The organism is Streptomyces sp. NPDC103540 (genome assembly GCF_055584445.1).
In genome coordinates this window covers 59592-86102 of record NZ_JBVJMA010000006.1, presented here as the reverse complement: position 1 = coordinate 86102, position 26511 = coordinate 59592, and the positions used below count along the sequence as shown (strand labels likewise).

Here is a 26511-nt window from a genome sequence, read left to right as displayed (position 1 = left end):
CCGGTCAGCCGGCGGTGAGGCGTTCCCAGTGGGCGCGGTCCGGGCCGGCGTCGTGGGGGAGGAATCCGGGGCGGAGCGCGAGCCAGTGGGCCACCCGGGAGCGGACGAGGGGGTCGGCGTAGGCCCGGGCCGGCGGTTCGGCCAGGTGGCGGACCTTGGCACGGGCCCGCATCACCTCCGGGTCCTCCAGCGCGCACTCGAAGAGAGCGGCCACCGCCCGCGCCGTCCCCGTCCGGCCGGCCCGGGTCGCGAAACGGTCCCCGATGGCCGTGTCGGCGGCGACCTGGTAGTCGAACCAGGGCTTCACCGTACGGACGGCCCAGGCGTGGTGGGCCGCGGCGAACTCGGTCGACCCGGGGTCCAGGTGCGCCGTGCGGGCCACCCGGCGCGCGGCCCACAGGGCGAGGGAGGTGCCCTGCCCCAGGGTCGGGTTGGTGTGGGCGAGGGCGTCCCCGACGGGCACGAGCCCGCTCACCACCGGGCCGCGTTCGTCGGCGAGGGTACTCCACCGGTTGTCCAGGCTCGCCGTGGCCAGGACCCCGGACAGCGGTTCGCCGCCCAGCGCCAGCCAGGCGGCGCCCGGCGGGAAGGAGCGGGCGGCCTCCTCGAAGACGGCGGGGTCGCGCAGCGCGGAGCGGGTCGGGTCCGAGGTGTGCAGGAACAGGGTGACGGCGAAGAGCCGGTTGTCGGCCGGGAAGACCGCGCAGCCCGCGAAGCCGCCGCCGGTGACGGTCCACGGCCGGCGCGGCCCCTCGTCCGTGCCCGGGGGCAGCCGGTACCAGCGGCAGAAGTACGCGAGCCCCGTACGGTGGCGCTCGACGCTCCCCGGCCGGCAGCCGGCGTCCGCCAGCCGGTGTTCGCAGCCGCCCCTGCGGCCGCCGGCGTCCACGACGAGGTCCCCTCCGTAGGCGCCGGCGTGCGTGGTCACCCCGGTCACCCGGATCCCGTCCCGCGCTGCGGCGCCCCGGCCCGCGGCGCCTCCCCCCGCGCCTCCGCCCCCGCCTCCCCCGCCGCGACCGCTCCCGGCCCCGGTCGCCGTCAGCAGGCCGGTGACCGGCTCCCCGTGGCGCGTCACCACGCCCGGCTCGGCCCGCAGCGCGCCGGCCAGGGCGCTCTCCAGCACGATGCGGCGGGCCTGGATCATGACGAGCCGTTCGTCGCCCGGCCGCTCGGGGGGCCGTACGTCGAACCAGTCCAGCTCGTGCCGTTCCCGCGCCCCGAGCCGCAGCATCTCGGCGTGGACGTCGGGCAGCTCGGTGACGAGCACCTGGCGGGCGGCGCCGAGCAGGACGTGCGGCTGCGCCGCCTGCGGCACGGAGGTCCGGCGCCAGTCGAAGAAGTCACGGTCCAGGGCGGTGCCGGGGGCACGGGTGTCGCGCTCGAACACCTCGGCCGTGTGTCCCCGCCGGGCGAGCAGCAGCGCGGTGGCGAGCCCCGCGACCCCGCCGCCGACGATCAGCACATGCACCATGCGGACCCCCTGAACCGACGAACGTACGACGATCGGACCAACCGGAGCCTGCACGAAGCGGACGTGGCCGAAACCCGCACACCAGTCCCCCAGTCGCACAGGTGCACGAGCCGTCCGGGGCGACCGGGGCGACCGATGATGTGCCGCGAGAGACGGACGGGCCCCCACCGCCCGCGCTACGCCCCCCGCTCCCGTCCGGCGCGCACCGGCGCGAAGTGGCCCTCCCGCAGGTCCTCCGCCAGCAGCCGCTTGGCGATCGCGTCGGCCGCCGCCCGCAGCTCGGCGCTGCGCGGACGTCCCCGGTCCTTCTCCAGTCGGTCGCCCAGCCACCGCGCCCACGCCGCCGAGATGACGTCGGCCTCCCGCCGGCCGGCGGGGGTGAGCGAGAAGAAGCCGTTCTCCCGCGTCAGGTACCCCTCCTCCGCCATCCGGTCGAAGACCGGCAGCAGCACCTCCGGCGGTACGGAACGTCGGGCGGCCACCATGGTGAGGGCGGCGTGGCCGACCGTCCGGGTCAGCAGGTCCACCTGCATGACCGCCCACGCGCCGGCGATGTCCAGCCGCGTGTCGGATCCGTTGACGATCTGCCGGGCCGTGTCGGGGCCCATGGTGCGCACCAGTTTGCCGACGGCGAGTTCCAGCAGTTTCGCCGAGTCCCCGGAGGCCGAGGCAGGCGAGGCGAACCCGTCGCCCATGTCGGTCGAGGCGGCCCGCGCGGAGTCCCGCAGCCGGACCTGCTTGAGGAACAGGGCGACGAAGAAGCCGACCACCGCCACCGGCACGGTCCACAGGAACACGGTCTGGAGGGTGTCGGCGTACGCGGCGACGACCGGGCCGGCGGCGTCGGGCGGCAGTTCGCGCACCCCCTGCGGGCTCTGCGCCGCCGCGCCGATGCGCGCCGGGTCCTGGCCGGTGGCCGCGGCGGCCTCGGCGACGGCCGTCTTGAGCCTCGGGGTGAGGGTGTTGGCGTAGATGGTGCCGAAGACGGCGGTCCCGAAGGAGCTGCCGAGGGTGCGGAAGAAGGTCACGCCGGAGGTGGCGGTGCCGAGGTCGGCGTAGTCCACGGTGTTCTGCACGGCGATCGTGAGCACCTGCATGCACAGGCCGATGCCGACTCCGAGGACGAACATGTACAGCGATTCGAGCCAGGTGTCGGTGCCCGGCCCCATCAGCGACAGCAGGTAGAGGCCCGCTCCCATCACCGCGCAGCCGACGATGGGGAAGATCCGGTAGCGGCCGGTCTTGCTGGTGACGTTGCCGCTGAAGACGGAGGCGATCAGGAGGCCGATGACCATCGGCAGCGTCCGGACACCGGAGACGGTGGCCGAGTCCCCGTCCACGTACTGGAGGTAGGTCGGCAGGAAGGTCATCGCGCCGAGCATCGCGAAGCCCACGACGAAGCTCAGCACCGAGCAGACGCTGAAGACGGGGTTGCGGAACAGCCTCATCGGCAGCATCGGTTCGACGGCCCGCAGCTCGGCGAGGCAGAAGAGGCCCAGGGCCACGACGCCGACGACGAACAGGCCGATGATCACGGCGGAGTTCCAGGCGTACTCGTTGCCGCCCCAGCTCGTCGCGAGGATCAGGGCGCTCGAACCGATCGCCACCAGCGCGATGCCCAGGTAGTCGATGACCGGCCGCCCCTCGGCCCGTCCGGTCGGGATCGTGCGCGCCGCCGCGATGACCACGAGGATGGCGATGGGCACGTTGACGTAGAAGCACCAGCGCCAGGTGAGGTGGTCGGTGAACAGGCCTCCCAGCAGGGGCCCGATGACGGTGGCGACCCCGAAGACCGCGCCGATGGCGCCCTGGTACTTGCCCCGTTCGCGCAGCGGCACCACGTCGGCGATCAGGGCCATGGCGGTGACCATCAGCCCGCCGGCCCCGATGCCCTGCACGCCCCGCCACAGGATCAGCAGGGTCATGTTGCCCGCGAGGCCGCACAGGAAGGAGCCGGTGATGAAGACGATCGCCGAGATCTGGAAGATGAGCTTGCGGCCGAAGACGTCGCCGAACTTGCCGACCAGCACGGTCGCGACGGTCTCGGCGAGGAGGTAGGAGGTGACCACCCAGGACATGTGGTCGCCGCCGCCGAGGTCGGCCACGATCGTGGGCAGCGCGGTGCCCACGATCGTCTGGTCGAGGGCGGCCAGCAGCACGCCCAACATGATCGTCCCGAAGATCACGTTGCGCGTCCGCCGGTCCGGCAGGGGCGGCGCCGCGGCGGGGACGGCGGGGGCTGTGGTCACATCTCGCACTCTCACAGCGCCCCCGCGCCCCCGCATCCGGCACGGGACCGTACGGGTGACGGCCGCGCGGTATCAGCGCAGGTGGGCCAGGCCCGGGTGCTGCGCCGCGTACCCGTCCAGCAGGCGCCGGGCCACCGCCACCGAGTCCACCAGCGGGTGCAGGGCGAAGGCCTTGACGGCGTCGGCCCGCACGCCGCTCGCCGCGGCCGCCAGCACCTCGCGTTCGACCGCCTTGACGGAGGTCACCAGGCCGACGGCGTGCAGGGGCAGCGGGTCGACGGCCACGGGGTGGGCGCCGTTCGCGTCGACGAGGCAGGGCACCTCGATCACCGCTTCCGCGTCAAGGACCGACAGGGTGCCGCGGTTGCGGACGTTGAGGATCAGGGTGGCCCGTTCGTCGCGGGCGATGGCCCGCATCAACGCCAGCGCCACCCGCTCGTACCCGCCGGACTCCAGGTCGCTCTCCTCGCGTTCGCCGACCCCGGCCACCTCGCGGTTCTCCGCCATGTACGTGGCCTCGCGCTCGGCCCGGGTCCGGTCCCAGGCGGCGAGCGCCGCCCCGGCGGGCTGCCCGGGCCGGCCGGCCTCGGCGTAGAAGCCGCGCTGTTGGTCGCGCAGGAAGGCACCGCGGGTCTGCTTGACCTCCTGGTACGCCCGTACGGTGTCACGGTTGAAGTAGTAGTAGTGGAGGTACTCGTTCGGGACGGCGCCCAGGGAGCGCAGCCACTCGGCCCCGAAGAGGCGGCCCTCCTCGAAGGACTCCAGGGCCTCGGGGTCGGCCAGCAGGCGGGGCAGCTCGTCGCGCCCGCCGATCCGCAGGCCCCGTACCCAGCCCAGGTGGTTGAGGCCGACGTAGTCGATCCAGGCCTCCTCGGGACGGGCGCCGAGCAGGCGGGCGATGCGGCGGCCGAGGCCGACCGGGGAGTCGCAGATGCCGATGACCCGGTCGCCGAGTTCCTCGGCCATGGCCTCGGTGACCACGCCCGCCGGATTGGTGAAGTTGATGACCCAGGCCTCGGGGGCGATCCGGGCGATGCGGCGGGCCAGCGCGCGGACCACCGGGACGGTCCGCAGCCCGTACGCGATCCCGCCGGCGCCCACGGTCTCCTGGCCCAGCACCCCCTCGGCCAGGGCGACGCGCTCGTCCGTGGCGCGTCCCTCCAGGCCGCCGACGCGGATGGCGGAGAAGACGAAGTCGGCGCCGCGCAGGGCCTCGTCCAGGTCCCCGGTGGCGGTGACCCCGGGGGCGTCGGGCACGCCGGCGGCGCGGGCCTGGTCCGCGAGGACCCGGGCCATGGCGGTGAGCCGGCCGGGGTCCTCGTCGTAGAGCGTCACGTGGGACACCCGTCCCTCGGCGTGATCGCCGAGGAGGGCCCCGTAGACGAGCGGGACGCGGAATCCGCCCCCGCCGAGGATGGTCAACCGCACGCCCCTACCGCCCTTCGCCGTCACGACCGGTGCCCCGGACCCGCCGGCCGGGGCGTTCCCCGGCCGTGGCCGCCGTCGCCCGGTCGGTGGCGCCGAGTCCCGCCCGATGCCACGATCGGTGACATTCGCGCGGTGACACGGATCGTGGCACCGACCGTGGCATCCGCCCCCGCCGCCGACCGCGACGCGGGGACCGCGCCGGGGGCCGGGCCGCCGGGGGCCGTGGCACACGCTTCAGGGGACCAGTGTCCCCCGTCCGTTCAGTCGACCGGCGAGGGCACGGCCCGCAGGCGCGGTCCCTGCTGCCGCGGGACGCCGCCGTCGCGCACCGGACCGGTCGGCGTTCCCTGCGGGGCGGAGAGCACGAAGGTGATCCGCGTGAGCCCCATCGCCTCCAGCATGTGGCCGGATTCCGCCACCAGCCGGCAGCGCACCGTGCCCCAACCGGACTCGGGGTGGCGGACGGTCCGCACCGCGCCGTCCCGCTCCGCGGCCTGCTCCCCGTGGGTGCTCAGCCAGTGCGGGACCCCGTAGCGGTAGGCCGCCTCCATGAACGGGTCGCGGGCCACCTCCTGACGGATGCTCCGCAGCCCCTCGTCGTCCGGCGCGGCGGCCAGCGCCGCGGCGAACTGCGCCAACAGCGGTACGCACCAGCCCGGTTCGTGGTCCTCCAGCACGGCCGCGGCGTCCGGGTGGAACAGCACGAAGCGCAGGAAGTTGTCGTCCGGCAGGGCCGTCGGGTGCGGGCGCACCGTCTGGAAGAGCCGGTCGAAGGCCGAGTTGGTCAGCGCCACGTCCCACCGGTGGTCCACCAGGAACGTCGGGTAGGGCGAGGCCTCCATCAGGGCCGCGTAGTCGCACAGGTAGTCGCGCTGGGCCGGGTCCCGGGGCAGACGGTTCTCCTCGGCCGCGCGCCAGGTGGGCGGCGGGTCCCGGTCGACCATGACCCGGAAGAGCCAGAAGCACTGCCGCTCGCTCATCTCCAGGGCCTCGGCCAGGGCGAGCAGTTTGCGGTCCGTCCACTCCTTGACCAGCCCGCGCTCCCAGTTCCCGTAGGCACGGACGCTGATGCGCAGTCTTGAGGCGAGGTCTTCCTGGCTCAGGCCCAGTTCCTCACGGCGCTGGCGCAAAATCTCCTTGCGCCGCTCCGACCGCACCGCGCCGGGCGCGGACTCCTCGCCCGCCAGGCGCTCCTCACCGGCTCGGACGAGGCCATCGGACTGGCCCACCGCTGCGAGATGTGGCACCGAGAGCTCCCCCTCCTCACGGTCTGGATCTTCATTTCCGTGTGGCGATCCTGCTACCGACTTCATTCGAGTGTCAACTATTGTGGCAATTCCAGCCTTGCGACAGCTCATTCCCGCCACAGCTGTGGCAAGTTCTGGCTCTCCCGAGGCAGACCGGATAGATTCCCTGAGGCCGACCACGTGCCCACTGACCTCGCGCGATCTAGGAGAACCACTGGTGACAGACGGCTTCCCGGCTCCCGTCGCGGTGGCCAACGCGCCCCTGGCAGCGACCGTCACGCGGGTCGCCGAACTCGCGAACAAAATGGGCCGTGACGTGAACCAGGTCTTCGACCTGCGCCGGCTCTCCGAGGCCTCCGGGGTCCCGACGGACGTGATCAAAACCCTGCTCGACGGCCGACGGGCCGGCGAACCCGACCTCCAGGCGCGCTTCCTCCAGCGCCTCGACCTGCTCCGCCGCACCCGGGTCAAATCCAACGGGCGCCGCTACACGCAGCAGGAGATCGCGGACGGCGCCGGGATGTCGCGCCAGCAGGCCGGCGCCCTGATCAACGGCGACCGCCGCCCCACCATGGAACACTGTGACGCCATCCAGCGCTTCTTCGGGGTCCACGCCGGCTTCCTCACCGCCCACGACGCCGACGCCCTGACCGACGCGCTCCAGCGGACCGAGCAGCAGCTGCTCCAGGACTTCGCGAAACACGAACGCCAGACCGTACCGGCCGAGGCCGCTTCGGCGGGCGATCCGCTGGCAAGACTCCTGCAGAACCACGGCGTACGGGGCATCGCCTGGCGGGCCGCGCAACTGCCCAGCGACAAGCACCGGGACAAGGTGACCGAATGGCTGGACATGCTTCTCGAAAGCGTCAAACCGAACGAATCATGACCCAGTCGAAAGTCTGGATCTGATCCTTGAGTCCTGATCCGGATCCGCGCCGACGGGGAGAACGGTGAGCATAGGCAGAGCGCAGCGCCGGTTGTGCGCGGAGCTGGTGGCCGGCATCAAGCTGGCCGCCCCCGTGGAACCCGTGGACCTCTACGCCGCCCTCTGCGAGGGCATGAGCCGGCATCGCGGGCGCCCGGTGGAGTTCCGGATGGCTTCCTTCCCCCAGGGGACGGCCAGTGGGCTGTGGCTCGACATGGCGGACCGCGATCTGGTGGTCATCGAGGAGCGCACCGCGCCGGACCACCAGTTGGTGATCCTCGGGCACGAGCTGTGGCACATGAAGGCCGGCCACTGCAGCCACCACGTCGACGGCGCCGCCGTCGCCGCCCGGCTGCTGACGGACGGGGTGGACATCGGCGAGACGGTCCGCAGCGTCGCCGCGCGCACCCGCGCCGACGTCCAGGAGGAGACCGAGGCCGAGACCTTCGGCCTGCTGCTCGGCAGTCGGTGTCGCACCTGGTTGGCCGGTTCCGCCGCGCACCGGGCCCCGGCCCACCGCGACGAGCTGGCCGGCCGCATCGAGACCTCCCTCGGCTACCGGGGGCACAGGAACGACCGTTGAAAGGACAGGACTACTACATTCCGGCGGCGGCGATGGCGATCGCGCTCGTCTTCAAGCTGCCGGCCCTGCGCAACAACTGGCGCGACCCGCTCCTGCGGTCGGTCTGTGTCCTGCTGACCCTGGCCGGGGCGGTCTTCACCTTCGCCGCCCCGCCCACCATCGACGCCGTCAACGAGTGGACGGGCATCCCCAACTTCTCCGCCCCGCTCGTCTACTGCCTGATGACCGCCTTCAGCGCCTCCTGCCTGGTGCTCATGTTCAACTGGCGCGGCGGTCCGGCCGAGGAGATCCGGGCCACCTCGCGCCGCTGGATCTCGGGCTACGCCACCGTCGTCGTCGCCATCATGGTGTTGTTCGCCCTGGGCGACGCCCCGGAACAGCGGCTGCGCGACTTCGACACCTTCTACGCGAACACCCCGTACATCCGCGTGATGATCGCCGCCTACCTGCTGGCGCACAACGTGGCGGCCATGACGATGGTCGCGATGTGCTGGCGCTGGTCGCTCCAGGTCCGCGGCTGGCTGCGCGGCGGCCTGGTGATCATCGTGGCGGGCTACGCCTTCAGCCTGACCTACGACGCCACGAAGATGTCGGCGGTCGTCGCCCGCTGGCTGGGCCACAACCTCGACGACCTGAGCACCTACGTCGCCCCGCCGCTGGCCTCCGCCGGCGCCCTCATCAGCGCCGTGGGCTTCATCCTGCCGCTGGTGTGCCAGCGCACCTCGGACAGCTGGCAGACCTGGTCGACGTACCGCCGGCTCGGCACGCTCTGGCACGAGGTCCAGAGCACCGCCCCGGCCGGTACCCCGGGGGTGCGGATGTCCTGGTGGTCGCCGGCCGAGATCCGGGTGATCCAGCGGGAGTCCGACATCCACGACGGGTTCCTGCGCCTGGGTCCCTGCTTCGACCGCCGGCACCGGGACGCCGCCTACGAGGAGGCCCTCGCCCACGGCGCCGACGAGGAGACCGCCCGCGCCGTCGCCGACGCCGCGATGGTGGCTGCCGCCGTGCGCACGAGCGCCGCCGACCCGGAGGGGACGGCGGCGGAGGACACCGGCGAGGGGGAACGGGTGCTCATCATGGCGGACGGGCCCCGTGACCTCGTCCGCATCTCGCACGCGCTGCGGCACTCGCCGGTGGTGGCGGCGACCCGGCGCCGGGCCACCCCCGCCGGCGGCTGAGCCCACACGCGCCGGCGGACGGGCCGATCCGCGCCCGCGAGCGGGTCGATCCGCGCCCGCGGACGGGCCGGCCCTCAGCGGGAGGCCGTGACCGACGTCTTCGGGAAGAGGTCCTGGAAGGGAGCCGCCGAGTCGACCCCGTCCCGCCCGTACGGCGCGTCGAAGCTCCAGACCATGAACAGCAGGAACACGATCAGGGCGCTGAACAGCCCCGCGAGCAGCAGCTCCCGCCCGGACCGGCGGATCTGCAGGGTGAAGATGAGCCCGATCGTGACGACGCCGCCGACCACGAGCCCGACCCAGATCACGTCCGGCAGCGTGGTCTCGTCGCTCTGGGTGCGCGAGTGCCGGGCGTCGTCCGCGGCCGCGATGTGGTCGAGGAGCGGCTGGTAGGCCTGCGCCTGGAGTTCGGTCGCGGGCGTCTGGTGGGTGACGTCCGTGCGCAGCTTGCCGAGCAGGCGCGCGCCCTCGGCGGAGGCGTTCTCGCCGTCGGCCATCCGCGGCCAGTCCACCGCCACGGTGTGGGCGACGTACGCGTCGACCTCGCCGCGGATGCGGTCGCGGACGACGGCCGGGTAGACGTCGGCGCGCTGGCTGACCTCGTACAGCGACTGCGCCTCGCGGCGCACGCTGTCCTCGGCGGCGCCGCGGGCCTCCCACACGCCCGCGATGGCCAGGCCCAGGACGATCGCGTAGACCACGCCGACCATCATCATCATGTACTCGATGACGTCGGGGGTTTCGCTGGTGTCCTCGTCGGCCGCGACCCGGCGGTGCCGGATGGTCGTCATGGTGAGGACGGCGGCGCAGACGAGCACCATGGCGATGGCCAGGACCAGCCATTCGGACACGAGGGGTCTCCCGTTCGTGGGTCGGTGGGGGCGTCAGCGGGCCGTGGCGCCGGCGCCACGGCCCTTGGAGCGGGGGCGCAGCGCGGCGGCGGCGAGCACGGCCGGGGTGGCGACGACCACCATCAGCATCATGGTGCCCATGCCGTCCGGGCCCCGTCGGGCCAGGGCCACGGAGCGGTACGGGCGCACGTGGAACGCGCTCGTGAACGCGGCGCCGGCCGCGACCGCGGGCGGGGCCGGGGCCCGCGCCGCGGCGGGCTCCGGCGGGTCCTCGGCGGCCGGCGCGGTCGGTTCGGCCGGCGCGGGCTTCGGATCGTCCCCCGGTGCCGGGGGCGCGGGTTCCGGCGCCGCCGGCGGAGCGGGGGCCAGTCCCGGGTGGCTCGCGGTCGGGCGCGACTCGCCCGGCAGGGTCACCCGTACCGACGGCGCCCCGGGGCGCGGTACGGGTGACCCGGGGACGTGGGGGCGGGGGCCCTGCGGTCGGGGGGCGGGGCCGGGGAGCACGGCGGGGGGCCTCGGCGGGCCGCCCGGGACGCACACGTCGACCCGCGCCCCGCGGCCGTGGCCGTCCCCGGCGACCGCGACGTGGCCGTGGAGGGGGCACGAGGCCGCCACCAGCCCCGCCGCGGCGTAGTACTGCCAAGCCGTCACCGCGGTCCTCCCGATTCGGCACCCGGTACGAGGGTCACTGCCGAAGAAACGATCAAGTCGGCGCTTCGACACGCGGCGGACGGGTCGGTGTCCCTGTCCGGGGGACGCCTTCGAACGGCCGGCCCCGCCCGACCGGACCGCGCCGGACCGCGCCGGACCGCCCCGGACCGCGCCAGGGCACCGCCGGACCGCGCCGGAGCACCGCCGGACCGCCCCCGGGGCGCCGTCGTCCTCACGCTCACCCTCCCGGCCCATCCCGTCACGACGGCGCGCCCCGGGTCGTCCGATGATCGGAAGGAGGACGTACCCGCAGCTCGGCAGCACCGAAGGGACGGTGGCGCGTGGACACGGACGGCCGAGGCACCCCGGACGCACCCCGCCCGCCCGGGCCGCCCGCCCCGGCCGCGCCGCCGCCGGACCCCGGGCCCGCCGCCCCCAGGGCCATGCGCTTCCCCAGCGCCCTCACCATCCTGGCCCTGGTCACCCTCGCGATCTGGCTGCTGGCCTTCCTGGTCCCGGCCGGCGAGTACGAGCGCAACGACGGCGGCGCCCCGCTCTCGGGCACCTACCACCGGGTCGACGACACCCAGAGCTTCACCGACCGCCTGAACGACCTCTTCCTGGCCCCCGTCAACGGCCTGTACGGCATCCAGGACCCCGCCACCCGCGAGGTCGGCCCGAGCCTGACCGGAGACCTGTACGGCGCCGCGGGCGTGTTCCTGTTCGTCCTGGCGATCGGCGCGTTCATCACCGTCGTGTTCGCCACCGGCGCCCTCGACCGGGGCATCGCCCTCCTCGCCCACCGCCTGCGCGACCGCGGCGCGCTGCTGATCGCCGCCGTGATGGTGGTCTTCTCCGTCCTCGGCACCGTGGAGGGCTTCGCGGAGGAGACCCTCGGCTTCTACGGCCTGTTGGTGCCGATGATGCTGGCGCTGGGCTACGACCGGCTCGTCGCCGTCGGCGCCGCCATCCTGGGCGCCGGCGTCGGTGTGCTCTGCTCCACCGTGAACCCGTTCGCGACCGGCGTGGCCTCCTCCGCCGCCGACATCTCGCTGGGCGACGGGATCGTGCTGCGCTTCGCCATGTGGGTGGTCCTCACGGCCGTCACGGTCCTCTACGTGATCCGCTACGCGCGCCGCGTGCGGCGGGATCCGTCGAAGTCCCTGTGCGGGTTCCTGCCCGGCGACCGGATGGAGAAGGCCGCCGCCGACGCGGACGAACCGCCGGTGCTGACCCGCCTGCACAAGACCGTGCTCCTCCTGCTGGTGCTGGTCTTCGCCTTCATGATCTTCTCGGTGGTGCCCTGGTCGAGCGCCCTCACCGGCCGGGCCGACGCGACCCCGTACGGTTGGGAGCTGGACTGGTCCTTCCCCCAGCTGTCGGCCCTCTTCCTGTGCGCCGCGGTCCTGGTCGGCGCGGTGGCCCGGATGGGCGAGGCGAGGATCAGCGCGACGATCGTCCAGGGGGCCGCCGACTTCATCTCCCCGGCCCTGGTCATCATGTTGGCGCGCGGGGTCACCGTCATCATGAACAACTCGAAGATCACGGACACCGTGCTGCACTCCATCGAGGGCGTGGTGAGCGGGACTTCGGCCGGACTGTTCGCGGTGATCGTCTTCCTGGTCAACCTGCCCCTCGCCTTCCTGATCCCCTCCACCTCCGGCCACGCCACCCTCGCCATGCCCATCCTGGCCCCGCTGGCCGACTTCGCGGGGGTCTCCCGCGCGGTGGTGGTGACGGCCTGGCAGTCCGCCAGCGGCTGGATGAACCTGTGGGTCCCGACCTCGGCCGTGGTCATCGGCGGCGTCGCCCTCGCGAAGGTCGGGTACGACAAGTACCTGCGTTTCATCTGGCCGCTGTTGGCCATCCTGGCCGTGCTGATCTGCGGCTTCCTCGTCCTGGGCGCAGCGATGTGACGCGGCGCCCGTCGGGCGCCCGCCCCCGTAGGCTGACGGTTCGGCCGAAGGGGGCGTGGACATGGACGGGAAGCCGGACGGGGTGTCGGGTACGGGAGCGGGTGCGGGAGCGGGAGCGCCCGTGGGCGCCGGCGCCGACCCGCGCGCGCAATCCCCCGTGGCCGTGTGGGCGCTGCTGGGACGTCCGCGCCGGTTCCTGTTCTCGTGGTGGCCCTGGCGGTGCTGGGCGTACCTCGGGAGCGGATTCGCGCTCGGCTGCGCGGTCCTGGTCGCGCTGGCGCTGCTCGTCGGGCTCGGGCTGCTGCTGGCCGTGGTCGGGATCGGGCTGCTGCTCCTGGTGACCGCCCTGGCGGGCGCGGTGCCGCTCGGGGAGCTGGAACGACGCCGACTGCGCTGGGTGGACCCCCTGCCGGTGCCCGACCCGCACACCTCGCTCGCCGGGGCCGGCGCCGCCGCCTGGCTGCGGACCAGGCTGCGGGAGCGGGCCACCTGGCGGGAGTTCGGCCACGCCGCCCTGCTCGGGGTGGTGTTCGCGCCCGCCGGCTTCGGCGTGCTCGTCCTGCTGGCCTTCTCCGTGACGCTCGTCGTGTCCCCGGTCGTCGTGTGGGCGCTCGCCCCGGAACCGGTGATGCTGATACCCGGCCGGGCCGTGGCCGGACCGCTGGAGGCCCTGGGCGGCACGGCCGTCGGTCTGCTCGCCCTCGCCGTGACGGCGTACGCGGGCGGGCTCGTCGCCGGAGCGCAGGTGAAGGCCGCCCGGCTGCTGCTCGGGCCGCGCGAGGAGGACGAACGGGTCCTGGAACTGACGCGCTCGCGGGTCCGCCTCGTCGACGCCTTCGAGGCGGAACGTCGGCGCATCGAACGGGACCTCCACGACGGCGCGCAGCAGCAACTGGTCGCCCTCGGGATGACGTTGGGGCTCGCGGAGATGCGGCTGCGGGCAGTCCCCGCGACGGAGGACACGGCCGAGGCCGTGGCGCTGGTCAACCGGGGTCGCGCCGAGGCCAGACGGGCCCTGGAGCAACTCCGCGACCTCGTACGGGGCATCCACCCCCAGGTCCTGACCGACCACGGACTCTCCGCCGCCGTGACGGAGGTGGCGCTGCGCCATCCCGTGCCGGTCGAGGTGGACCTCGACGTGCCCCGCCTGGCGGAACGGGTCGAGGTCACCGCCTACTTCACCGTCACGGAGGCCCTCGCCAACGCCGCCAAGCACAGCGGCGCCGAGCACGTCGCCGTCGCCGGTAGGGTCGAGGGTGGCCGGCTCGTCCTGACCGTCACCGACGACGGCCGCGGCGGGGCGGACCCCGGCGCGGGAGCGGGCCTGGCGGGTCTCGCGGACAGGGTGGCGATGTTGGAGGGCAGGCTGATGGTGTCCAGTCCGGTGGGCGGGCCCACCGAACTCCGGGTGGAGGTCCCGTGCTCCGGGTGATCATCGCCGAGGACTCCGTCCTGCTGCGGGCCGGACTGTCGGAACTGCTGACCCTCGGCGGCCACCGGGTCCTCGCCGCCGTCGGCGACGCCCCGGGCCTGCTGCGGGCGGTCGCGACCGAACGGCCCGACGTGGTGGTCACCGACGTACGGATGCCGCCGGGGCTGCGCGACGAGGGCCTGCGGGCCGCGCTCGAACTGCGCGCCGGGGACCCCTCCCTGCCGGTCCTGGTGCTCTCGCAGTACGTGGCCACCGCGTACGCGACCCAGTTGTTCACCGGCGCCTCGGCGGCCGGCCTGGGCTACCTGCTCAAGGACCGGGTCGGCGACGTGACGGAGTTCCTCGACGCCCTGCGCCGGGTCCACGAGGGCGGAACGGTCATCGACCCGGAGGTGGTGCGGGTCCTGCTCGCCCCCCGGGCGGCGGACCGGCCCCTGGCCCGGCTGACGCCGCGCGAGCGCGAGGTGCTGGCCCTGATGGCCGAGGGCCTCAACAACCAGGCGCTCGCCGCGCGGCTGTTCATCACCGAGGCCTCCGTCGTCAAGCACGCGAGCAGCATCTTCACGAAGCTGGACCTGGACCCGACCGAGGGCAACCGGCGCGTCCTGGCGGTCCTGGCCCACCTGCGGGGCACCGGACCCTGACCCGCCGCCCCGCGCCAGGGCCTGTCGTCACACTCCTGTCGCCGCCCGGACGCCGCGGGGCAGGCGGGAGTTCGACGGCAGGCACTAGGCCGGGTTCGCGCGGTGCGGCACGGCCGCGCCGCGGGCTCCGCGCCCGGCGGAGCCGGCGACCACGCGGGAGGTCCCGGGGACCGTCGCCGACCGCGCCCAGACCACCAGCAGGAGCGGCAGCGCCAGGTAGCCGAAGCGCCCGGCCGGGGCCAGCAGGAAGGCCAGGGTGAGGCCGAACGCCAGGCGGTCGGCCGCCGCCACGAGGGTGCGCGGCGGCCGCACCACCAGGGAGAGGGCCACCGCCAGGCCGCCCGTCACGAGCAGCCCCACCGTCAGGTGCCAGCCCCACGGCCCGAGTCCGGCCAGCAGGTGCCCCGGCAGCGGGCTGCCCGCCGGGGTCGCGACCTCGGCCCGCCCGGTGGGGAAGGCGAACACCTGCCGCCACAGCTCCGCCGGCTGGAGCAGCGCCGCCGGCGCCACCAGGACGGCCGTGCCGAGGGCCGCCGTCCCGGCGCAGCGCAGGGCGGCCCGCGGGCCCCGTCCGGCGGCGAGGACGGCGAGGACGACCGCGACGGCCGGCAGCGCCGTCCACTTGAGGCCGCAGGCCACCGCGAGGGCCGCCCCGGCGACCACCGGCCGCCCGGACACGGCCGCCGCGAGCGCCAGGCAGCACAGGCCCGCCAGCGGCAGGTCCACCCCGCTCACCACGAGCGGCATCGCCACCACCGGCGAGGCCACGAGGAGCGGGAGCAGCGGGGAGGGGGCGGAGCCCAGCAGCCGGCGACCGGCCGCGAGGCAGCCGAACAGGGCGGCCGCGCACCAGAGCCGGGCGTCGCCCGACAGCCGCACCGCCCACTCCCCGCCCGGGCCGAAGGCGCCGTCGAGCAGGGCGCGCGGGAGGCCGAGGAGGGCGGTGGCGGGGAGGTAGGGGGTGTAGTCCTCGACCCGGGTCGGCCCGTCCACGTAGAGGCGTCCGGAGTCGAGCAGGAGCCGCCCGGAGCGTTCGATCACCGCCACCTCGGACTGGCCCTGCCCGGTCAGGACCAGGTACAGCAGGGGTACGGCGACGGCGCCCACCAGGGCCGCGCCGAGCGCGGCGCGGCGGCGTCCGAGGGCGGCGGCGCCCGCGGCGGAGAGGTAGCCGGCGGCCGCGCACCAGCCCCACAGCCGGTGCGGGCCCAGGGAGGAGAACAGCGGGAACGACAGGGCCCAGACGGCGGCGAGCAGCCAGCCGCCGGCGCGGCGGACGACGGGAGGAGGGGTCATGCCCCCATTCCAGCCGCGCGGGTCCGCCGGGTCTGCACGCCCAGGTGGAGCCTTCGCGGTCGGGTTTTCCCTACCCCCGCCGCCGCCCGGAACGCCGAAGGGCGGGAACGCCGAAGGGCGGGAACGCCGAAGGGGCGCGACCCCGCGGGTCGCGCCCCTTCGGACCGTACGACTTAGGCCTGGGCCTCCGGGTCGCCGCCGAAGCGCTCGCGGTAGGACTCCAGGTCCTCCTCGGTGATCCGCGCGAAGAGCACCGGCGGGACGGTGAACGGGGTACCGGCCGGAACCGCGTCCAGCGCCTTCGCCTGCTCCGGGGACACCCACGTCGCCGTGTCGTCGGCGAGCGCGAACGCGGAGCGCATGACCCGCGCCGAGGCCGGGATGAAGGGCTCGGAGACCACCGAGTAGAGGTGGATGAGGTTCATCGCGGTGCGCAGGGTCAGCGCCGCGCCCTCCAGGTCGGTCTTGACCTCCAGCCAGGGGGCCTTCTCGTCGAGGTAGGCGTTTCCGGCGGACCACAGGGCGCGCAGCGCGGCGGCGGCCTTGCGGTACTGGAGGGACTCCATGTGGCCCTCGTACTCGGCCAGCAGCTCGGCGATCTGCTCGCCCAGCTTGGCCTCGACCTCGCCGGCGGGGCTGCCGGCGGGGACCTCGTCGCCGAACTTCTTGCGGGAGAAGGTCAGTACGCGGTTGACGAAGTTGCCGAGGGTGCCGCCGAGGTCCTTGTTGACCGTGGCGGCGAAGTGCTCCCACGTGAACGAGGAGTCGTCGGACTCGGGCGCGTTCGCGATGAGGAAGTAGCGCCAGAAGTCGGCCGGGAGGATCTCCAGCGCCTGGTCGGTGAAGACGCCGCGCTTCTGCGAGGTGGAGAACTTGCCGCCGTAGTACGTCAGCCAGTTGAAGGCCTTGACGTAGTCGACCATCTTCCACGGCTCGCGGGTGCCCAGCTCGGTGGCCGGGAACATCACCGTGTGGAACGGGACGTTGTCCTTGGCCATGAACTGGGTGTAGCGGACGTCCTCGGCCTCGTACCACCAGGACTTGTAGTCGCGGTTGGCCGGGTCGGCGTCCGACCACTCCTTGGTGGAGGCGATGTACTCGATCGGGGCGTCGAACCAGACGTAGAAGACCTTGCCCTCGGCGGCCAGCTCGGGCCACGTGTCGACCGGGACGGGGACGCCCCAGTCGAGGTCACGGGTGATGGCACGGTCGTGCAGGCCCTCGGTCAGCCACTTGCGGGCGATGGAGGACGCCAGCTGCGGCCACTCCTCCTCGTGCTCGGCGACCCAGGCCTCGACCTCGACCTGGAGCTTGGACTGGAGGAGGAAGAGGTGCTTGGTCTCGCGGACCTCCAGCTCGGTGGAGCCGGAGATGGCCGAGCGGGGCTCGATCAGGTCCGTGGGGTCCAGGACGCGGGTGCAGTTCTCGCACTGGTCGCCGCGGGCCTTGTCGTAACCGCAGTGCGGGCAGGTGCCCTCGACGTACCGGTCCGGGAGGAAGCGGCCGTCGGCGGGCGAGTAGACCTGCCGGATCGCGCGCTCCTCGATGAAGCCGTTCTCCTGGAGCCGGCGCGCGAAGTGCTGGGTGATCTCGGCGTTCTGCGCGGAGGAGCTGCGACCGAAGTAGTCGAAGGACAGCTCGAAGCCGTCGTAGACGGCCTTCTGGGCGTCGTGGGCCTGCGCGCAGAAGTCGGCGACCGAGATGCCGGCCTCCTTGGCGGCGAGTTCGGCGGGGGTGCCGTGCTCGTCGGTGGCGCAGATGTACAGGACGTCGTGGCCGCGCTGGCGGAGGTACCGGGAGTACACATCCGCCGGAAGCATCGACCCGACCATGTTGCCCAGGTGCTTGATCCCGTTGATGTACGGAAGCGCGCTGGTGATCAGGTGTCGAGCCATCCTCGGATGCTCCATTTCATTTGTGCGTGACGACGGTCACTGAGTGCGAAAGCGTGCGGTACCGGGCCGTCTGTGACGGACTGTGACGCGGTTCATCGTATCGAACCGTCGAAACGGCACGCGCCCGCATTTCTGTGGGTGGACATGGCGCAAAAACGAGCGAGGGCTGTGACCTCTCCGTCACGGCCCTCGCAATGGGCCCATGCTACAGCCGCCCGAAGGCGCCGCCGGACCGGTGTCGGACCGGCGGCGGACCGGTCTCGCGGACCGGCGGCGGGGGTCGCCGCGGCGTCAGTCCCGGCCGCCGCCCGCGCCGTCGAGGGCCGTGATCCGGGCGCCGCTCGCGAGCCGGCCCGTCAGCGTCACGGGGGCGCCCTCGGGTCCGGCGGGGGCGGCCAGGGCGCGTCCGTCCGCCTCGGCCCGGACGGCGCCGGTCGCGGTGATGCCGGTGACCTCGCGGCTCCCGGCGGCCAGCAGGTACGCGCGGCCCGCCGGGGAACGCCAGCGGGTGCCGGCCAGCAGGTGCTGCCCGAAGCGTCCGCAGGCGGCGGTGGACCGGGCACGGGCGACGTCCAGCGGGGGTCCGGCGGGCGGGCGCAGTTGGACGAGCACGTCGCCGGGCCCGGCCCAGCCGGAGGCGCGGGTGCAGGTCCAGCGGGCCCGGCCGGCGCCGTCGGGGAGTTCGGTCTCGGCGAAGGCCCAGAGGTTGACGGCCCGGGTCGCGCCGCCGCGCAGTTCCCGCAGCCCGCAGACGACGGGCGCCCAGTCGGCGCGCGCGGCCGGGCCGGTCGCCTCGCGGGGTTGGCGGGCCGGCACGGCCCCGGGTCCGTCGGGCAGGGGGGTGTGGGTGAGGTGGACGGGGGTGAGCCCGCCCAGGTCGGCGAGGACGAAGGCGTGCTTCTCGACGATGCGGGCGGAGGAGGTCAGTTCCAGCGCGGGCCACGCGGCGCACGGGCCGTCGCCCCGCGGCACCTCCACCGGGGGCGTGACCCCGTCGGCGCCCACCGTCAGGGGCCGGGCCGCGTCCCCGGCGCGCAGCAGGTCGCGGACGCCGGCGCCGGCGATCCACGGGGCGAGCAGGTAGCGCGCGGAGCCGCCGGCCCCGTCCCGGGTCAGGGTCAGGGCGGCGGCCGTGGTGACCCCGGCCTCGTCCGTGCGGGCGAGGTCCAGGGTGCGTGCGCGCGGGCCGCCCGCGGCCTCGGCGTAGCGTGCGATCCGGTCGCCGTCGAGCAGGACCACCACGGCGCGCGCGCCGCCGGCGTCCGGTCCGGGCACGTCCCCGGCGTACAGCAGCCGCGGGGAGTGCGCGGGCGGGTCGGCGGCGGTGCCGGGGGCGGTGGTGACGGTGACCGATCCGGGCCGGGCGGCCCAGGCGCCCAGGGCGCGGGCGAGCAGGGCCCGGTCCGCGGTGCGCGCGCCCCGGGCGGGCCAGGCGGTGAAGTCCACGCGGGCGGTGTCGGCCCAGGCCTCGGCGGGTACGCGGACCAGCCGGGCCGGATCCAGTGCCCGGGCGGCGACCGGCCCGGCGGCGGGGGTCGTCTCGGTGCGCGGCGCCGACCCGTCGGCGGTGAGGACGGTGCAGGCCAGGGCGAACGCGGCCAGGGCGGCCCAGCCGGCGCGGACCCTGCGGCGGCGGCGCAGCAGGTCGGTGGGGCGGGCGCTGACCACGCTGGCGTCGTGGGCGGGGTTGCGCAGCTCCCGCAGGAGCGTTTCGCCGACGGGTAGGGCGCGGGCCTCGCGCACGGCGTCCTCGGGGTCGCCGGCCCCGGCCGCGGCGAGGAGCCGTACCGCCGCCTCCTCGGGGAGTCCCTCCAGCCGGTGCAGGGCGAAGGCCGCCCGGACCGGGCCGGGCGCCCCGGCCACCAGACGGGCCGCCTCGTCGATCCCGCCCGCCGGGGGCCACATGCGCAGCCCCCACACGTAGGGAGGGGTGCACGGCCGGATGAGGCGCAGCGGCGGCAGTCGGGTGCGGCCGCCGGGGGCGAGGACGGCGCGCAGGACGCGTACCCGCACCTCCTCCAACGGCCCGCCCGGGCCGCCGGGGCCGGCCGGCGCGGCCCGGACGGCGCCGGCGCGGGGCAGGGCGCGCTGGACGGCGCGGTGCGCGAGGAGGATCCGGTCGTGCCGGGTGAGGGAGTCGGGGAGGGTCACGTAGGCCAGTCGCACGAGCCGGGGGTAGTGCTCGACGAGGACGGCCTCGGCCTGCTCGACCGCGCTCCGCGCGCGCGGTGGCCGCGGGGAGGGACCGGGGGGCGTCTGCGGCGTGGAGCCGGGGCGTTGTGAGGAAGCCACGGCCCGTCAAACGAGTGATTCGTGGGATGGTCACACGCCCCGCGGGTCTCCCCGGCGCACTTGCACCGTGCGCCCCCACCGACAGGGCATATGCGTCCGTGCCCGCTGAAACGCGTCCCGATCGTTCCCGATCACCACTCGATCGTCGACGGCCGTAATCCTCCATCTTGCCGCTCCGCGCCCCCGGAACGCGCCGGCGCTGGTCTGATGGGCCGCGCACAGGGGATGAGGTGGGGAACGGTGAACGATGGCGGACCGGAGGAGTCCGGTGGGGCCGTGGGCCTGCCCAGCCGACGGCGGCAGCCGACGCCCATGAGTCAGTGGGATCCGACCGCGCGCCTGTCGTACTGGGCCTTCCACGCCAACCGGCGTCCCGCGTACATGCGCTTCGCGTACCTTCAGCTGGGCTCGGACGCGGCCGCGGAGGACGCCGTGGACGCCGCGTTCGACTCGATCATGAACGAATGGCTCCGCATGCTGCACATGGACCGGCTCGACGCCTACGCCTGGACCGTGCTCAAGCAGCGCATCGTCGACGGGCAACGACACCGCGACCCGCGCCGCCGACCACCCGAGCCGATGGACATCAGCGCCTTCGAGGCCGCCCTCAAGGAGGTCCACTCCGGCGGCCCCGACACCCCCGAGCCCACCGACCCCACCGACCCGTCGGGTTCCGCCGCTTCCCCGTCCGACCGCTACGAGGTCCTCACCGACGCGATCCGCTTCTACTCCGCCGTCGCCCGTCTCGCGGAACGGCAGCGCGACACGGTGATGCTGCGCTACGGGCTCCAGTGCACCCCCGGAGAGGCCGCCGCCGTGATGGGCGTCGACGAGGCCACCGTCCGTTCCCAGCTCGGCCAGGCGCACCGGCGCCTGGCCCGGCTGCTCGACGCGTCCGCCGAATCATGAGGGGCCGCGAGGACCACGACCGCGACGGCCGGGGCGACGGCGCCCGGGGGCGGAGGCCGCTCGCCGAGTTCCTGGAGCGGGCGGTCGTGCGCGACCGCTACCCCCACTACGACCTCGGCGCGGCCGAGGCCCGGTTGCTGCGCGTCCCGCGCGCTCCCGGCCCGGCCGCCCCCGTCGGACGGGGCGGCCGGCGACGGCCCTTCGGATGGAGCGATCCCGCCCGCGACACCCCGCTCGACTCCGAGCGGGCCCGGCGCGACCTCAAGGCGGCCTGCCTCGCCGTGGTCTGCGACGCCCGCGCCCGCGGCGACCTCGACCGCTTCCTCGACAGCGGGCAGTGCGACCTGCCCGGGGCGGTCGTCTTCGGCTGCCTTCTGCACCTGGCGGGCATGCGGGAGGGGTCCCGCTTCTGGTGGCAGTTCGCCGCCGGCTCGGGCAGCCCCCACACCGCGCAGGCCGCGTACTGCCTCTTCCTCGACCACTCCCGGCGCGGCGAACACCACGACGCCCGGGTGTGGGCGCGCGAGCTGGGCCGCCGGGGCTTCCGCCCGAGCGGGCGCCGCGAACTGCGCGAGGTCCGGCTGTGCGCGCAGGCGGCCGTCCTGCGCTACGTCGACCAGCACGACGACCCCGACCTGGGCCCGGTGCCGATGCCGAGGCCGGGGCTGCCCCTGGTGCTGGACGCGTTCCTGCCGCCGCCCCCGCCCCCGACGCCCGGCCCCCGGCCCGGCGCCGTCTTCCCGCCGCGCCGCCGCCCCGCGCCGGTGCCCCCGCCCCGGGGGCCCGCGCGCCCGGTCGACACGGGCGGCGCCCTGGCGCAGGCCCGGCGCGCGCTGGACGTCGTCCAGGTACTGGAGCGGCATCCGCTGGGGGTGCGCACGGACCGGCTGGCCCGCAGGTCGGGGCTGGGCGAGGCGGCGCTGCGGCCGATCCTGACGATGCTGTGCGAGGAGGAGTACGCGCGGCGCACCGGGGTCGGCGTCTACGCGCCCGGCCCGGCCCTGGACCGGCTCGCTGCCCCGGGCGGCCTGGGCCTGGCGGGGCAGCTCCAGCGCACCCTGGCGTTGGCGCGCGACAGCGCGGGCGCCGCCGTCTACCTGAGCCGGTACGCGGACGGCGAGGTCCGCATCACGCAGATGGCCGACGGGCCGGGGACGCCGCCGGTGCGGGAGTGGGTGGACTTCCGGGCCGCCGCGCACGCCAGCGCGGTCGGCAAGTGCCTGTTGACGCAGCTCGACCGGGACGGCCGGGCCGACCACGTGGCCCGTCACCGACCGGCCCGGCTCACGCCGCGCACGATCACCGACAGCCGGGTCCTGTTCAACGCCCTGGACGCGGTCGCCCCGGGCGCGCCCGTCTTCGACCTGCACGAGTACGCGCCCGGCGTGGTCTGTTCGGCGGTGCCTATCGCCACCGGCGGCGCGGCGGGGAGCCTGGCGCTGTCCCTGCCCGCCGCGCAAGCCCACCGGTTGCACTCGGCGACGGAGGCCCTGCGCCGCAAGGCGGTCCCGGTGCTGCTGGCGCTGCTGTTGTCGGGCGCGATCCCGCCGGACGCGCCGGCCGCTCCCCCGACGGCCGCCCGGGCCGTCGGGCCGGCCGGTGTCCGGGCCGCGACCGCGACCGGCGTCCCGACCGGGGGCACCCCAGAGACCCTGCGCCGTTTGGGCCGCCTCTTCCGGACTCCGCTGACGCGCGTCACCACGCAGGAGGGGCCGCACCTGGTCAGCGATCCCTCGGCGGCGGCGGCCTACCTCTTCGAGGCCGCCGATGCCCCGCCGGACCCCGACCACCCGCGCCTGGCCCTCCCCCACACCTTCACCGAGGTCGCGCCGGGCACGCTGCCGGCGCGGGACGGCCTGGTGGTCCTGCGGCTGTGAGGGACCGGGGAACCGTCGGGGGGCGCCGATCGTCCTCCTCGTAGGAACTACGGGGGGACGTTCATGAACATCACGCTGGCGGAAGAGGTCATGCTGCTGTCGCTGGACGACGAGTCCGGGACGGCGAAGAAGCGGCAGGCCGCGGGGTGGGCCGTCGCGGGCGGCATCCTCCTCGAACTGGTCCTCGCCGGGCGGTTGACGATCGTCGGCAAGGAGCTGGAGGCGGCTGACACCAGCCCCACGGGCGACGCCCTCCTGGACGGCCGGCTGGAGCTGATCCGCACCTGGCTGGAGCGGCGCGGCCGGCACACGGTGACCGGCTGGCTGACGAAGGACCACACCAAGGCCGTCGCGGCGGCGCTGGACAGTCTGTGCGCGCGGGGCGTGGTCGAGCGCAGGGAACACAAGGCGCTGGGCATGTTCCCGGTCCGCCGCTATCCCGAGGCGGACGGCTCCCACGAGCGGGCCCTGCGCGAGCGGCTCCGCGCGTGCGTCCTGGACGGAGCGGAGCCGGACCAGCGCACGGCGGGGCTGATCGCGCTGCTGCATTCGGCGAAGCTGCACGACCTGGCGTTCGCGGAGGGCCCTCGCGCCGAGGTGAAGGCCCGGATGGCGGAGATGGCCGAGGGTCAGTGGGCCGCGGAGAGCGTCCGCAAGGCGATCCGCGACATGCAGGCGGCCATGGCGGCGGTCACCGCGGTCACGGTCCTCACGGCGACGAGCTAGATCCGGTCCGTCTCCCGGCTCTGCTCCTCGTCCTCCCACCAGTCGTGGCACAGTCCCGTACGGCAGCACACGGGCAGCCGGTCGGCGGCAATCTCGCGGAGGTCCCGCAGGCGTGCCCGGTCGGGGTCCAGCACCGTCAGGATCTCGAAGGCGGCGCCCGCCGCCCCCGGCGAGCGGTTGGAGAGCACCTCCCGGTGGAGGAGTCCGATGCCCCGCGCGGCGCGTTCCCGGCACAGCTCCGGCAGGTCCAGCCCGCGGCGCGCCGAGTCCGGATCGGTGCCCTCGCCGGTCACCAGGGACTGGAGGAGGTCGAGGAGGCGGGTGCGGGTGTCGGGCGCCGGCTCGGCCGCGAGCGCGGCGAGCAGGACGGAGGTCACCGCGGGGGCGGGCTCGTACAGCACCACCGGGGACCAGACGTGCTCCTCGAAGTCCCGGGAGGTCGCCTCGTCCCGCGCTCCCTCCGCCGTGATCCGCAGCAGCTCCCGGGCGATGTGTTCGGCGGAGCGGCCACAGCCGCACCGCATGCCCTTCCAGTCCTGCCGGGCGAGCTCGTCCTCGACCTGTCGCACCGATTCTCCCCCGCTCACCGGCGCGAGGCCGGAACGCGAAAGAGCCCCACCGGAGTGGGGCTCTTGCTTGTTGTGTCCGAGGGGGGACTTGAACCCCCACGCCCGATAAAGGGCACTAGCACCTCAAGCTAGCGCGTCTGCCATTCCGCCACCCGGACCAGGTGGTCGGCCCCGGTTTCCCGCGGCGACATGGACAACAATAGCAGGGGATCGGCGGGCCTCCGACCACTTATCCGACCGGTCGTCGTCCCGCCACGCCGCGCTGACCTGCGGGCATGTCCCGGATGCCGCGAGGCCCGCCCCGGCGTCGCCCCGGGGGGCGGTGGCGGGGCGGGCCTCGGGGACCGGGCGCGGGGGCGGGGGGCTACGGGCAGTGGATGACCTGGCCGGCGTAGGAGAGGTTTCCGCCGAAGCCGAAGAGGAGGACCGGGGCGCCGGAGGGGATCTCGCCGCGCTGGACCAGCTTCGACAGGGCCATCGGGATGCTCGCCGCGGAGGTGTTGCCGGAGTCGACGACGTCGCGGGCGACGACGGCGTTCACGGCGCCGATCTTGGCCGCGAGGGGCTCGACGATCCGCAGGTTCGCCTGGTGGAGGACGACTCCGGCGAGGTCCTCGGGGGTGATCCCGGCCTTCTCGCAGACCTTGCGGGCCAGCGCGGGGAGCCGGCTGGTGGTCCAGCGGTAGACGGCCTGGCCCTCCTGGGCGAAGACGGGCGGCGTGCCCTCGATGCGCACCGCGTGGCCCATCTCCGGCACCGAGCCCCACAGGACCGGGCCGATGCCGGGCCGCTCACTGGCCTCGACGACGGCCGCGCCGGCTCCGTCGCCGGTCAGCACGCAGGTGGTGCGGTCGCTCCAGTCGGTGATCTCGGTCATCTTGTCGGCGCCGATGACCAGGGCGCGGGTGGCGGAGCCGGCCCGGATCGCGTGGTCGGCGGTGGCCAGGGCGTGGGTGAAGCCCGAGCAGACGACGTTGAGGTCCATGACGGCGGGGCCGCCGCCCATGCCCAGCTTCGCGGCGACCCGCGCGGCCATGTTGGGCGAGCGGTCGATGGCGGTGGAGGTGGCCACCAGGACGAGGTCGATGTCGTCGGGGGTGAGGCCCGCGTTGGCGAGGGCCTTTCCGGCGGCCTGGTAGGCCAGCTCGTCGACCGGTTCCTCGGGGCCCGCGATGTGACGGGTCTTGATCCCGACGCGCGAACGGATCCACTCGTCGTTGGTGTCGACCATGGCCGCGAGGTCCTCGTTGGTGATCACTTTCGCGGGCTGGTAGTGCCCTAGCGCCACCACGCGTGAACCGGTCATGGGCGGGGTCCCCCTCTGTACGGCAGTCAGGATCACCCAGCTTTGCCTGCTACTGACGGGTACGTGTGCGTGTGACCCGACAGGATTCCGGTAGCGGAATTTGGAGAATTCCGAGCAACTCGCTGCCGGGGGCGTGATCGTCCGGCGATCCGGGAGAATGTCATGGTCAGGTGCACGACGAGGACGGAACGGGTGGGCTGATCACCATGGGACGGGTCACCGAACGACGCCGCGTCGTGCGGGTCCGGGGCGCCGCGACGGGGGTCCGCCCCGACACGCTGGTCGCGGAGGAGCCGCTGGAGATCCGGCTGAACGGCCGGCCGCTGGCCATCACGATGCGCACCCCGGGCGACGACTTCGCGCTCGCGGTGGGCTTCCTCGTCAGCGAGGGGGTGATCGGTCGGACGTCGGACGTCGAGGCCGTGACCTACTGCGAGGGCGCGACCGAGGACGGTTCCAACACCTACAACGTCGTCAACGTCCGGTTGGCCGCCGGGGTGCCCCTGCCGGACATCACGCTGGAGCGGAACGTGTACACGACGTCCTCCTGCGGGCTGTGCGGCAAGGCCAGCCTGGACGCGGTCCGGACGGCGACCCGTTTCCCGGGGTTGGCCGACGACCCGGTACGGATCCCCGTCGAACTGCTGACGGCGTTGCCGGACCGGTTGCGGGCGGCGCAGAAGGTCTTCGACCGCACGGGCGGCCTGCACGCGGCGGGGCTCTTCTCCGCGACGGGCGAGCTGCTCGACGTACGGGAGGACGTGGGGCGGCACAACGCCGTGGACAAGATCGTCGGTCGGGCCGCCCAGTCGGGCCTGCTGCCGCTGGCCGGGTCGGTGCTGCTGGTCTCCGGCCGGGCCTCCTTCGAGCTGGCGCAGAAGGCGGTGATGGCGGGCATACCCGTGCTGGCGGCCGTCTCCGCCCCGTCCTCGCTGGCGGTGGACCTGGCCCTGGAATCGGGGCTCACCCTGGTGGGCTTCCTGCGCGGGGCCGACATGAACATCTACGCGGGCGAGGAACGGATCCTCCTGCCGGGTACGGGGACGGTCGCGTAGCGGGAGCG

General features: G+C 74.5%; 20 protein-coding genes, 1 tRNA gene and 1 pseudogene. 10 read left to right on the top strand and 12 right to left on the bottom strand.

Annotation, left to right across the window (positions count from 1 at the left end):
- Positions 1 to 4: 4 nt before the first annotated feature.
- From ACZ6ZI_RS16215 to ACZ6ZI_RS16200, 4 genes are all read right to left on the bottom strand, one after another.
- On the bottom strand, positions 5 to 1471 hold the full coding sequence (locus ACZ6ZI_RS16215) for an FAD-dependent oxidoreductase (RefSeq protein WP_469520793.1): 1467 nt from the start codon (positions 1469 to 1471) through the stop codon (positions 5 to 7).
- A 176-nt stretch (positions 1472 to 1647) separates the two neighbouring features.
- The gene (locus ACZ6ZI_RS16210; protein ID WP_469520790.1) at positions 1648 to 3756 is read right to left on the bottom strand and encodes a DHA2 family efflux MFS transporter permease subunit; all 2109 of its coding nucleotides are present in this window, start codon (positions 3754 to 3756) and stop codon (positions 1648 to 1650) included.
- Positions 3757 to 3792: 36 nt separating this feature from the next.
- Complete coding sequence (locus ACZ6ZI_RS16205) at positions 3793 to 5148, bottom strand: 6-phospho-beta-glucosidase (RefSeq protein ID WP_469520786.1); 1356 nt, start codon at positions 5146 to 5148, stop codon at positions 3793 to 3795.
- Positions 5149 to 5408: 260 nt separating this feature from the next.
- Positions 5409 to 6395, bottom strand: a complete 987-nt coding sequence (locus ACZ6ZI_RS16200) for an MmyB family transcriptional regulator (RefSeq protein WP_469520783.1) — start codon at positions 6393 to 6395, stop codon at positions 5409 to 5411.
- Positions 6396 to 6612: 217 nt separating this feature from the next.
- On the opposite strand from ACZ6ZI_RS16200, the gene ACZ6ZI_RS16195 reads away from it, so the two are divergent.
- From ACZ6ZI_RS16195 to ACZ6ZI_RS16185, 3 genes are all read left to right on the top strand, one after another.
- Positions 6613 to 7281, top strand: coding sequence for a helix-turn-helix domain-containing protein (locus ACZ6ZI_RS16195; RefSeq protein WP_363054815.1), 669 nt, complete (start codon positions 6613 to 6615; stop codon positions 7279 to 7281).
- A gap of 64 nt (positions 7282 to 7345) precedes the next feature.
- On the top strand, positions 7346 to 7903 hold the full coding sequence (locus ACZ6ZI_RS16190; protein WP_469520780.1) for a toxin-antitoxin system, toxin component: 558 nt from the start codon (positions 7346 to 7348) through the stop codon (positions 7901 to 7903).
- Positions 7900 to 9084, top strand: a complete 1185-nt coding sequence (locus ACZ6ZI_RS16185; protein WP_469520775.1) for an MAB_1171c family putative transporter — start codon at positions 7900 to 7902, stop codon at positions 9082 to 9084. Before ACZ6ZI_RS16190 ends, ACZ6ZI_RS16185 begins: the two co-directional genes overlap by 4 nt.
- Before the next feature lie 74 nt (positions 9085 to 9158).
- Here the strand turns inward: ACZ6ZI_RS16185 and ACZ6ZI_RS16180 are convergent, their stop codons facing one another.
- A complete protein-coding gene (locus ACZ6ZI_RS16180; RefSeq protein WP_469520772.1) occupies positions 9159 to 9935 on the bottom strand; it encodes a bestrophin-like domain in 777 nt (258 codons plus the stop codon).
- Between the two features lie 33 nt (positions 9936 to 9968).
- On the bottom strand, positions 9969 to 10586 hold the full coding sequence (locus ACZ6ZI_RS16175) for a hypothetical protein (RefSeq protein ID WP_469520769.1): 618 nt from the start codon (positions 10584 to 10586) through the stop codon (positions 9969 to 9971).
- Between the two features lie 443 nt (positions 10587 to 11029).
- On the opposite strand from ACZ6ZI_RS16175, the gene ACZ6ZI_RS16170 reads away from it, so the two are divergent.
- The 3 genes from ACZ6ZI_RS16170 to ACZ6ZI_RS16160 all read left to right on the top strand — a co-directional run bounded on the left by ACZ6ZI_RS16170 (position 11030) and on the right by ACZ6ZI_RS16160 (position 14578).
- Positions 11030 to 12502, top strand: coding sequence for a YfcC family protein (locus ACZ6ZI_RS16170; RefSeq protein ID WP_469521621.1), 1473 nt, complete (start codon positions 11030 to 11032; stop codon positions 12500 to 12502).
- 61 nt (positions 12503 to 12563) lie between these two features.
- On the top strand, positions 12564 to 13934 hold the full coding sequence (locus ACZ6ZI_RS16165; RefSeq protein ID WP_469520764.1) for a sensor histidine kinase: 1371 nt from the start codon (positions 12564 to 12566) through the stop codon (positions 13932 to 13934).
- Entirely contained in the window at positions 13922 to 14578 is a 657-nt protein-coding gene (locus tag ACZ6ZI_RS16160; RefSeq protein WP_469520761.1) for a response regulator transcription factor, read from the top strand. Before ACZ6ZI_RS16165 ends, ACZ6ZI_RS16160 begins: the two co-directional genes overlap by 13 nt.
- 84 nt (positions 14579 to 14662) lie before the next feature.
- On the opposite strand, the gene ACZ6ZI_RS16155 is transcribed toward ACZ6ZI_RS16160, so the two are convergent.
- The 3 genes from ACZ6ZI_RS16155 to ACZ6ZI_RS16145 form a co-directional block, all read right to left on the bottom strand.
- Positions 14663 to 15874, bottom strand: a complete 1212-nt coding sequence (locus ACZ6ZI_RS16155) for a glycosyltransferase 87 family protein (RefSeq protein ID WP_469520758.1) — start codon at positions 15872 to 15874, stop codon at positions 14663 to 14665.
- Between the two features lie 173 nt (positions 15875 to 16047).
- Positions 16048 to 17769: a methionine--tRNA ligase gene (gene metG / locus ACZ6ZI_RS16150; protein ID WP_469520754.1), complete on the bottom strand. Its 1722-nt coding sequence runs from the start codon at positions 17767 to 17769 to the stop codon at positions 16048 to 16050.
- 291 nt (positions 17770 to 18060) lie between these two features.
- Positions 18061 to 20061, bottom strand: coding sequence for a hypothetical protein (locus ACZ6ZI_RS16145; RefSeq protein ID WP_469520751.1), 2001 nt, complete (start codon positions 20059 to 20061; stop codon positions 18061 to 18063).
- A gap of 312 nt (positions 20062 to 20373) precedes the next feature.
- On the opposite strand from ACZ6ZI_RS16145, the gene ACZ6ZI_RS16140 reads away from it, so the two are divergent.
- From ACZ6ZI_RS16140 to ACZ6ZI_RS16130, 3 genes and pseudogenes are all read left to right on the top strand, one after another.
- Positions 20374 to 20970 carry a sigma-70 family RNA polymerase sigma factor gene (locus tag ACZ6ZI_RS16140; RefSeq protein WP_469520748.1) on the top strand — a complete coding sequence of 199 codons (597 nt, stop codon included), beginning with the start codon at positions 20374 to 20376 and terminating at the stop codon, positions 20968 to 20970.
- Between the two features lie 812 nt (positions 20971 to 21782).
- Positions 21783 to 22502, top strand: a pseudogene (locus ACZ6ZI_RS16135) (IclR family transcriptional regulator); the annotation flags it as partial.
- Positions 22503 to 22910: 408 nt separating this feature from the next.
- The gene (locus ACZ6ZI_RS16130; protein WP_469520744.1) at positions 22911 to 23573 is read left to right on the top strand and encodes a GOLPH3/VPS74 family protein; all 663 of its coding nucleotides are present in this window, start codon (positions 22911 to 22913) and stop codon (positions 23571 to 23573) included.
- Here ACZ6ZI_RS16130 and ACZ6ZI_RS16125 read toward each other — a convergent pair.
- The 3 genes from ACZ6ZI_RS16125 to ACZ6ZI_RS16115 form a co-directional block, all read right to left on the bottom strand.
- Positions 23570 to 24142, bottom strand: a complete 573-nt coding sequence (locus tag ACZ6ZI_RS16125) for a hypothetical protein (protein WP_469520741.1) — start codon at positions 24140 to 24142, stop codon at positions 23570 to 23572. The two genes, ACZ6ZI_RS16130 and ACZ6ZI_RS16125, sit on opposite strands and share 4 nt — an antisense overlap.
- Positions 24143 to 24215: 73 nt before the next feature.
- Positions 24216 to 24300 (bottom strand) — tRNA-Leu (locus ACZ6ZI_RS16120).
- Between the two features lie 206 nt (positions 24301 to 24506).
- Entirely contained in the window at positions 24507 to 25448 is a 942-nt protein-coding gene (locus ACZ6ZI_RS16115) for a beta-ketoacyl-ACP synthase III (RefSeq protein ID WP_469520738.1), read from the bottom strand.
- Between the two features lie 206 nt (positions 25449 to 25654).
- On the opposite strand from ACZ6ZI_RS16115, the gene fdhD reads away from it, so the two are divergent.
- On the top strand, positions 25655 to 26503 hold the full coding sequence (gene fdhD, locus ACZ6ZI_RS16110; RefSeq protein WP_469521618.1) for a formate dehydrogenase accessory sulfurtransferase FdhD: 849 nt from the start codon (positions 25655 to 25657) through the stop codon (positions 26501 to 26503).
- Positions 26504 to 26511: the final 8 nt, after the last annotated feature.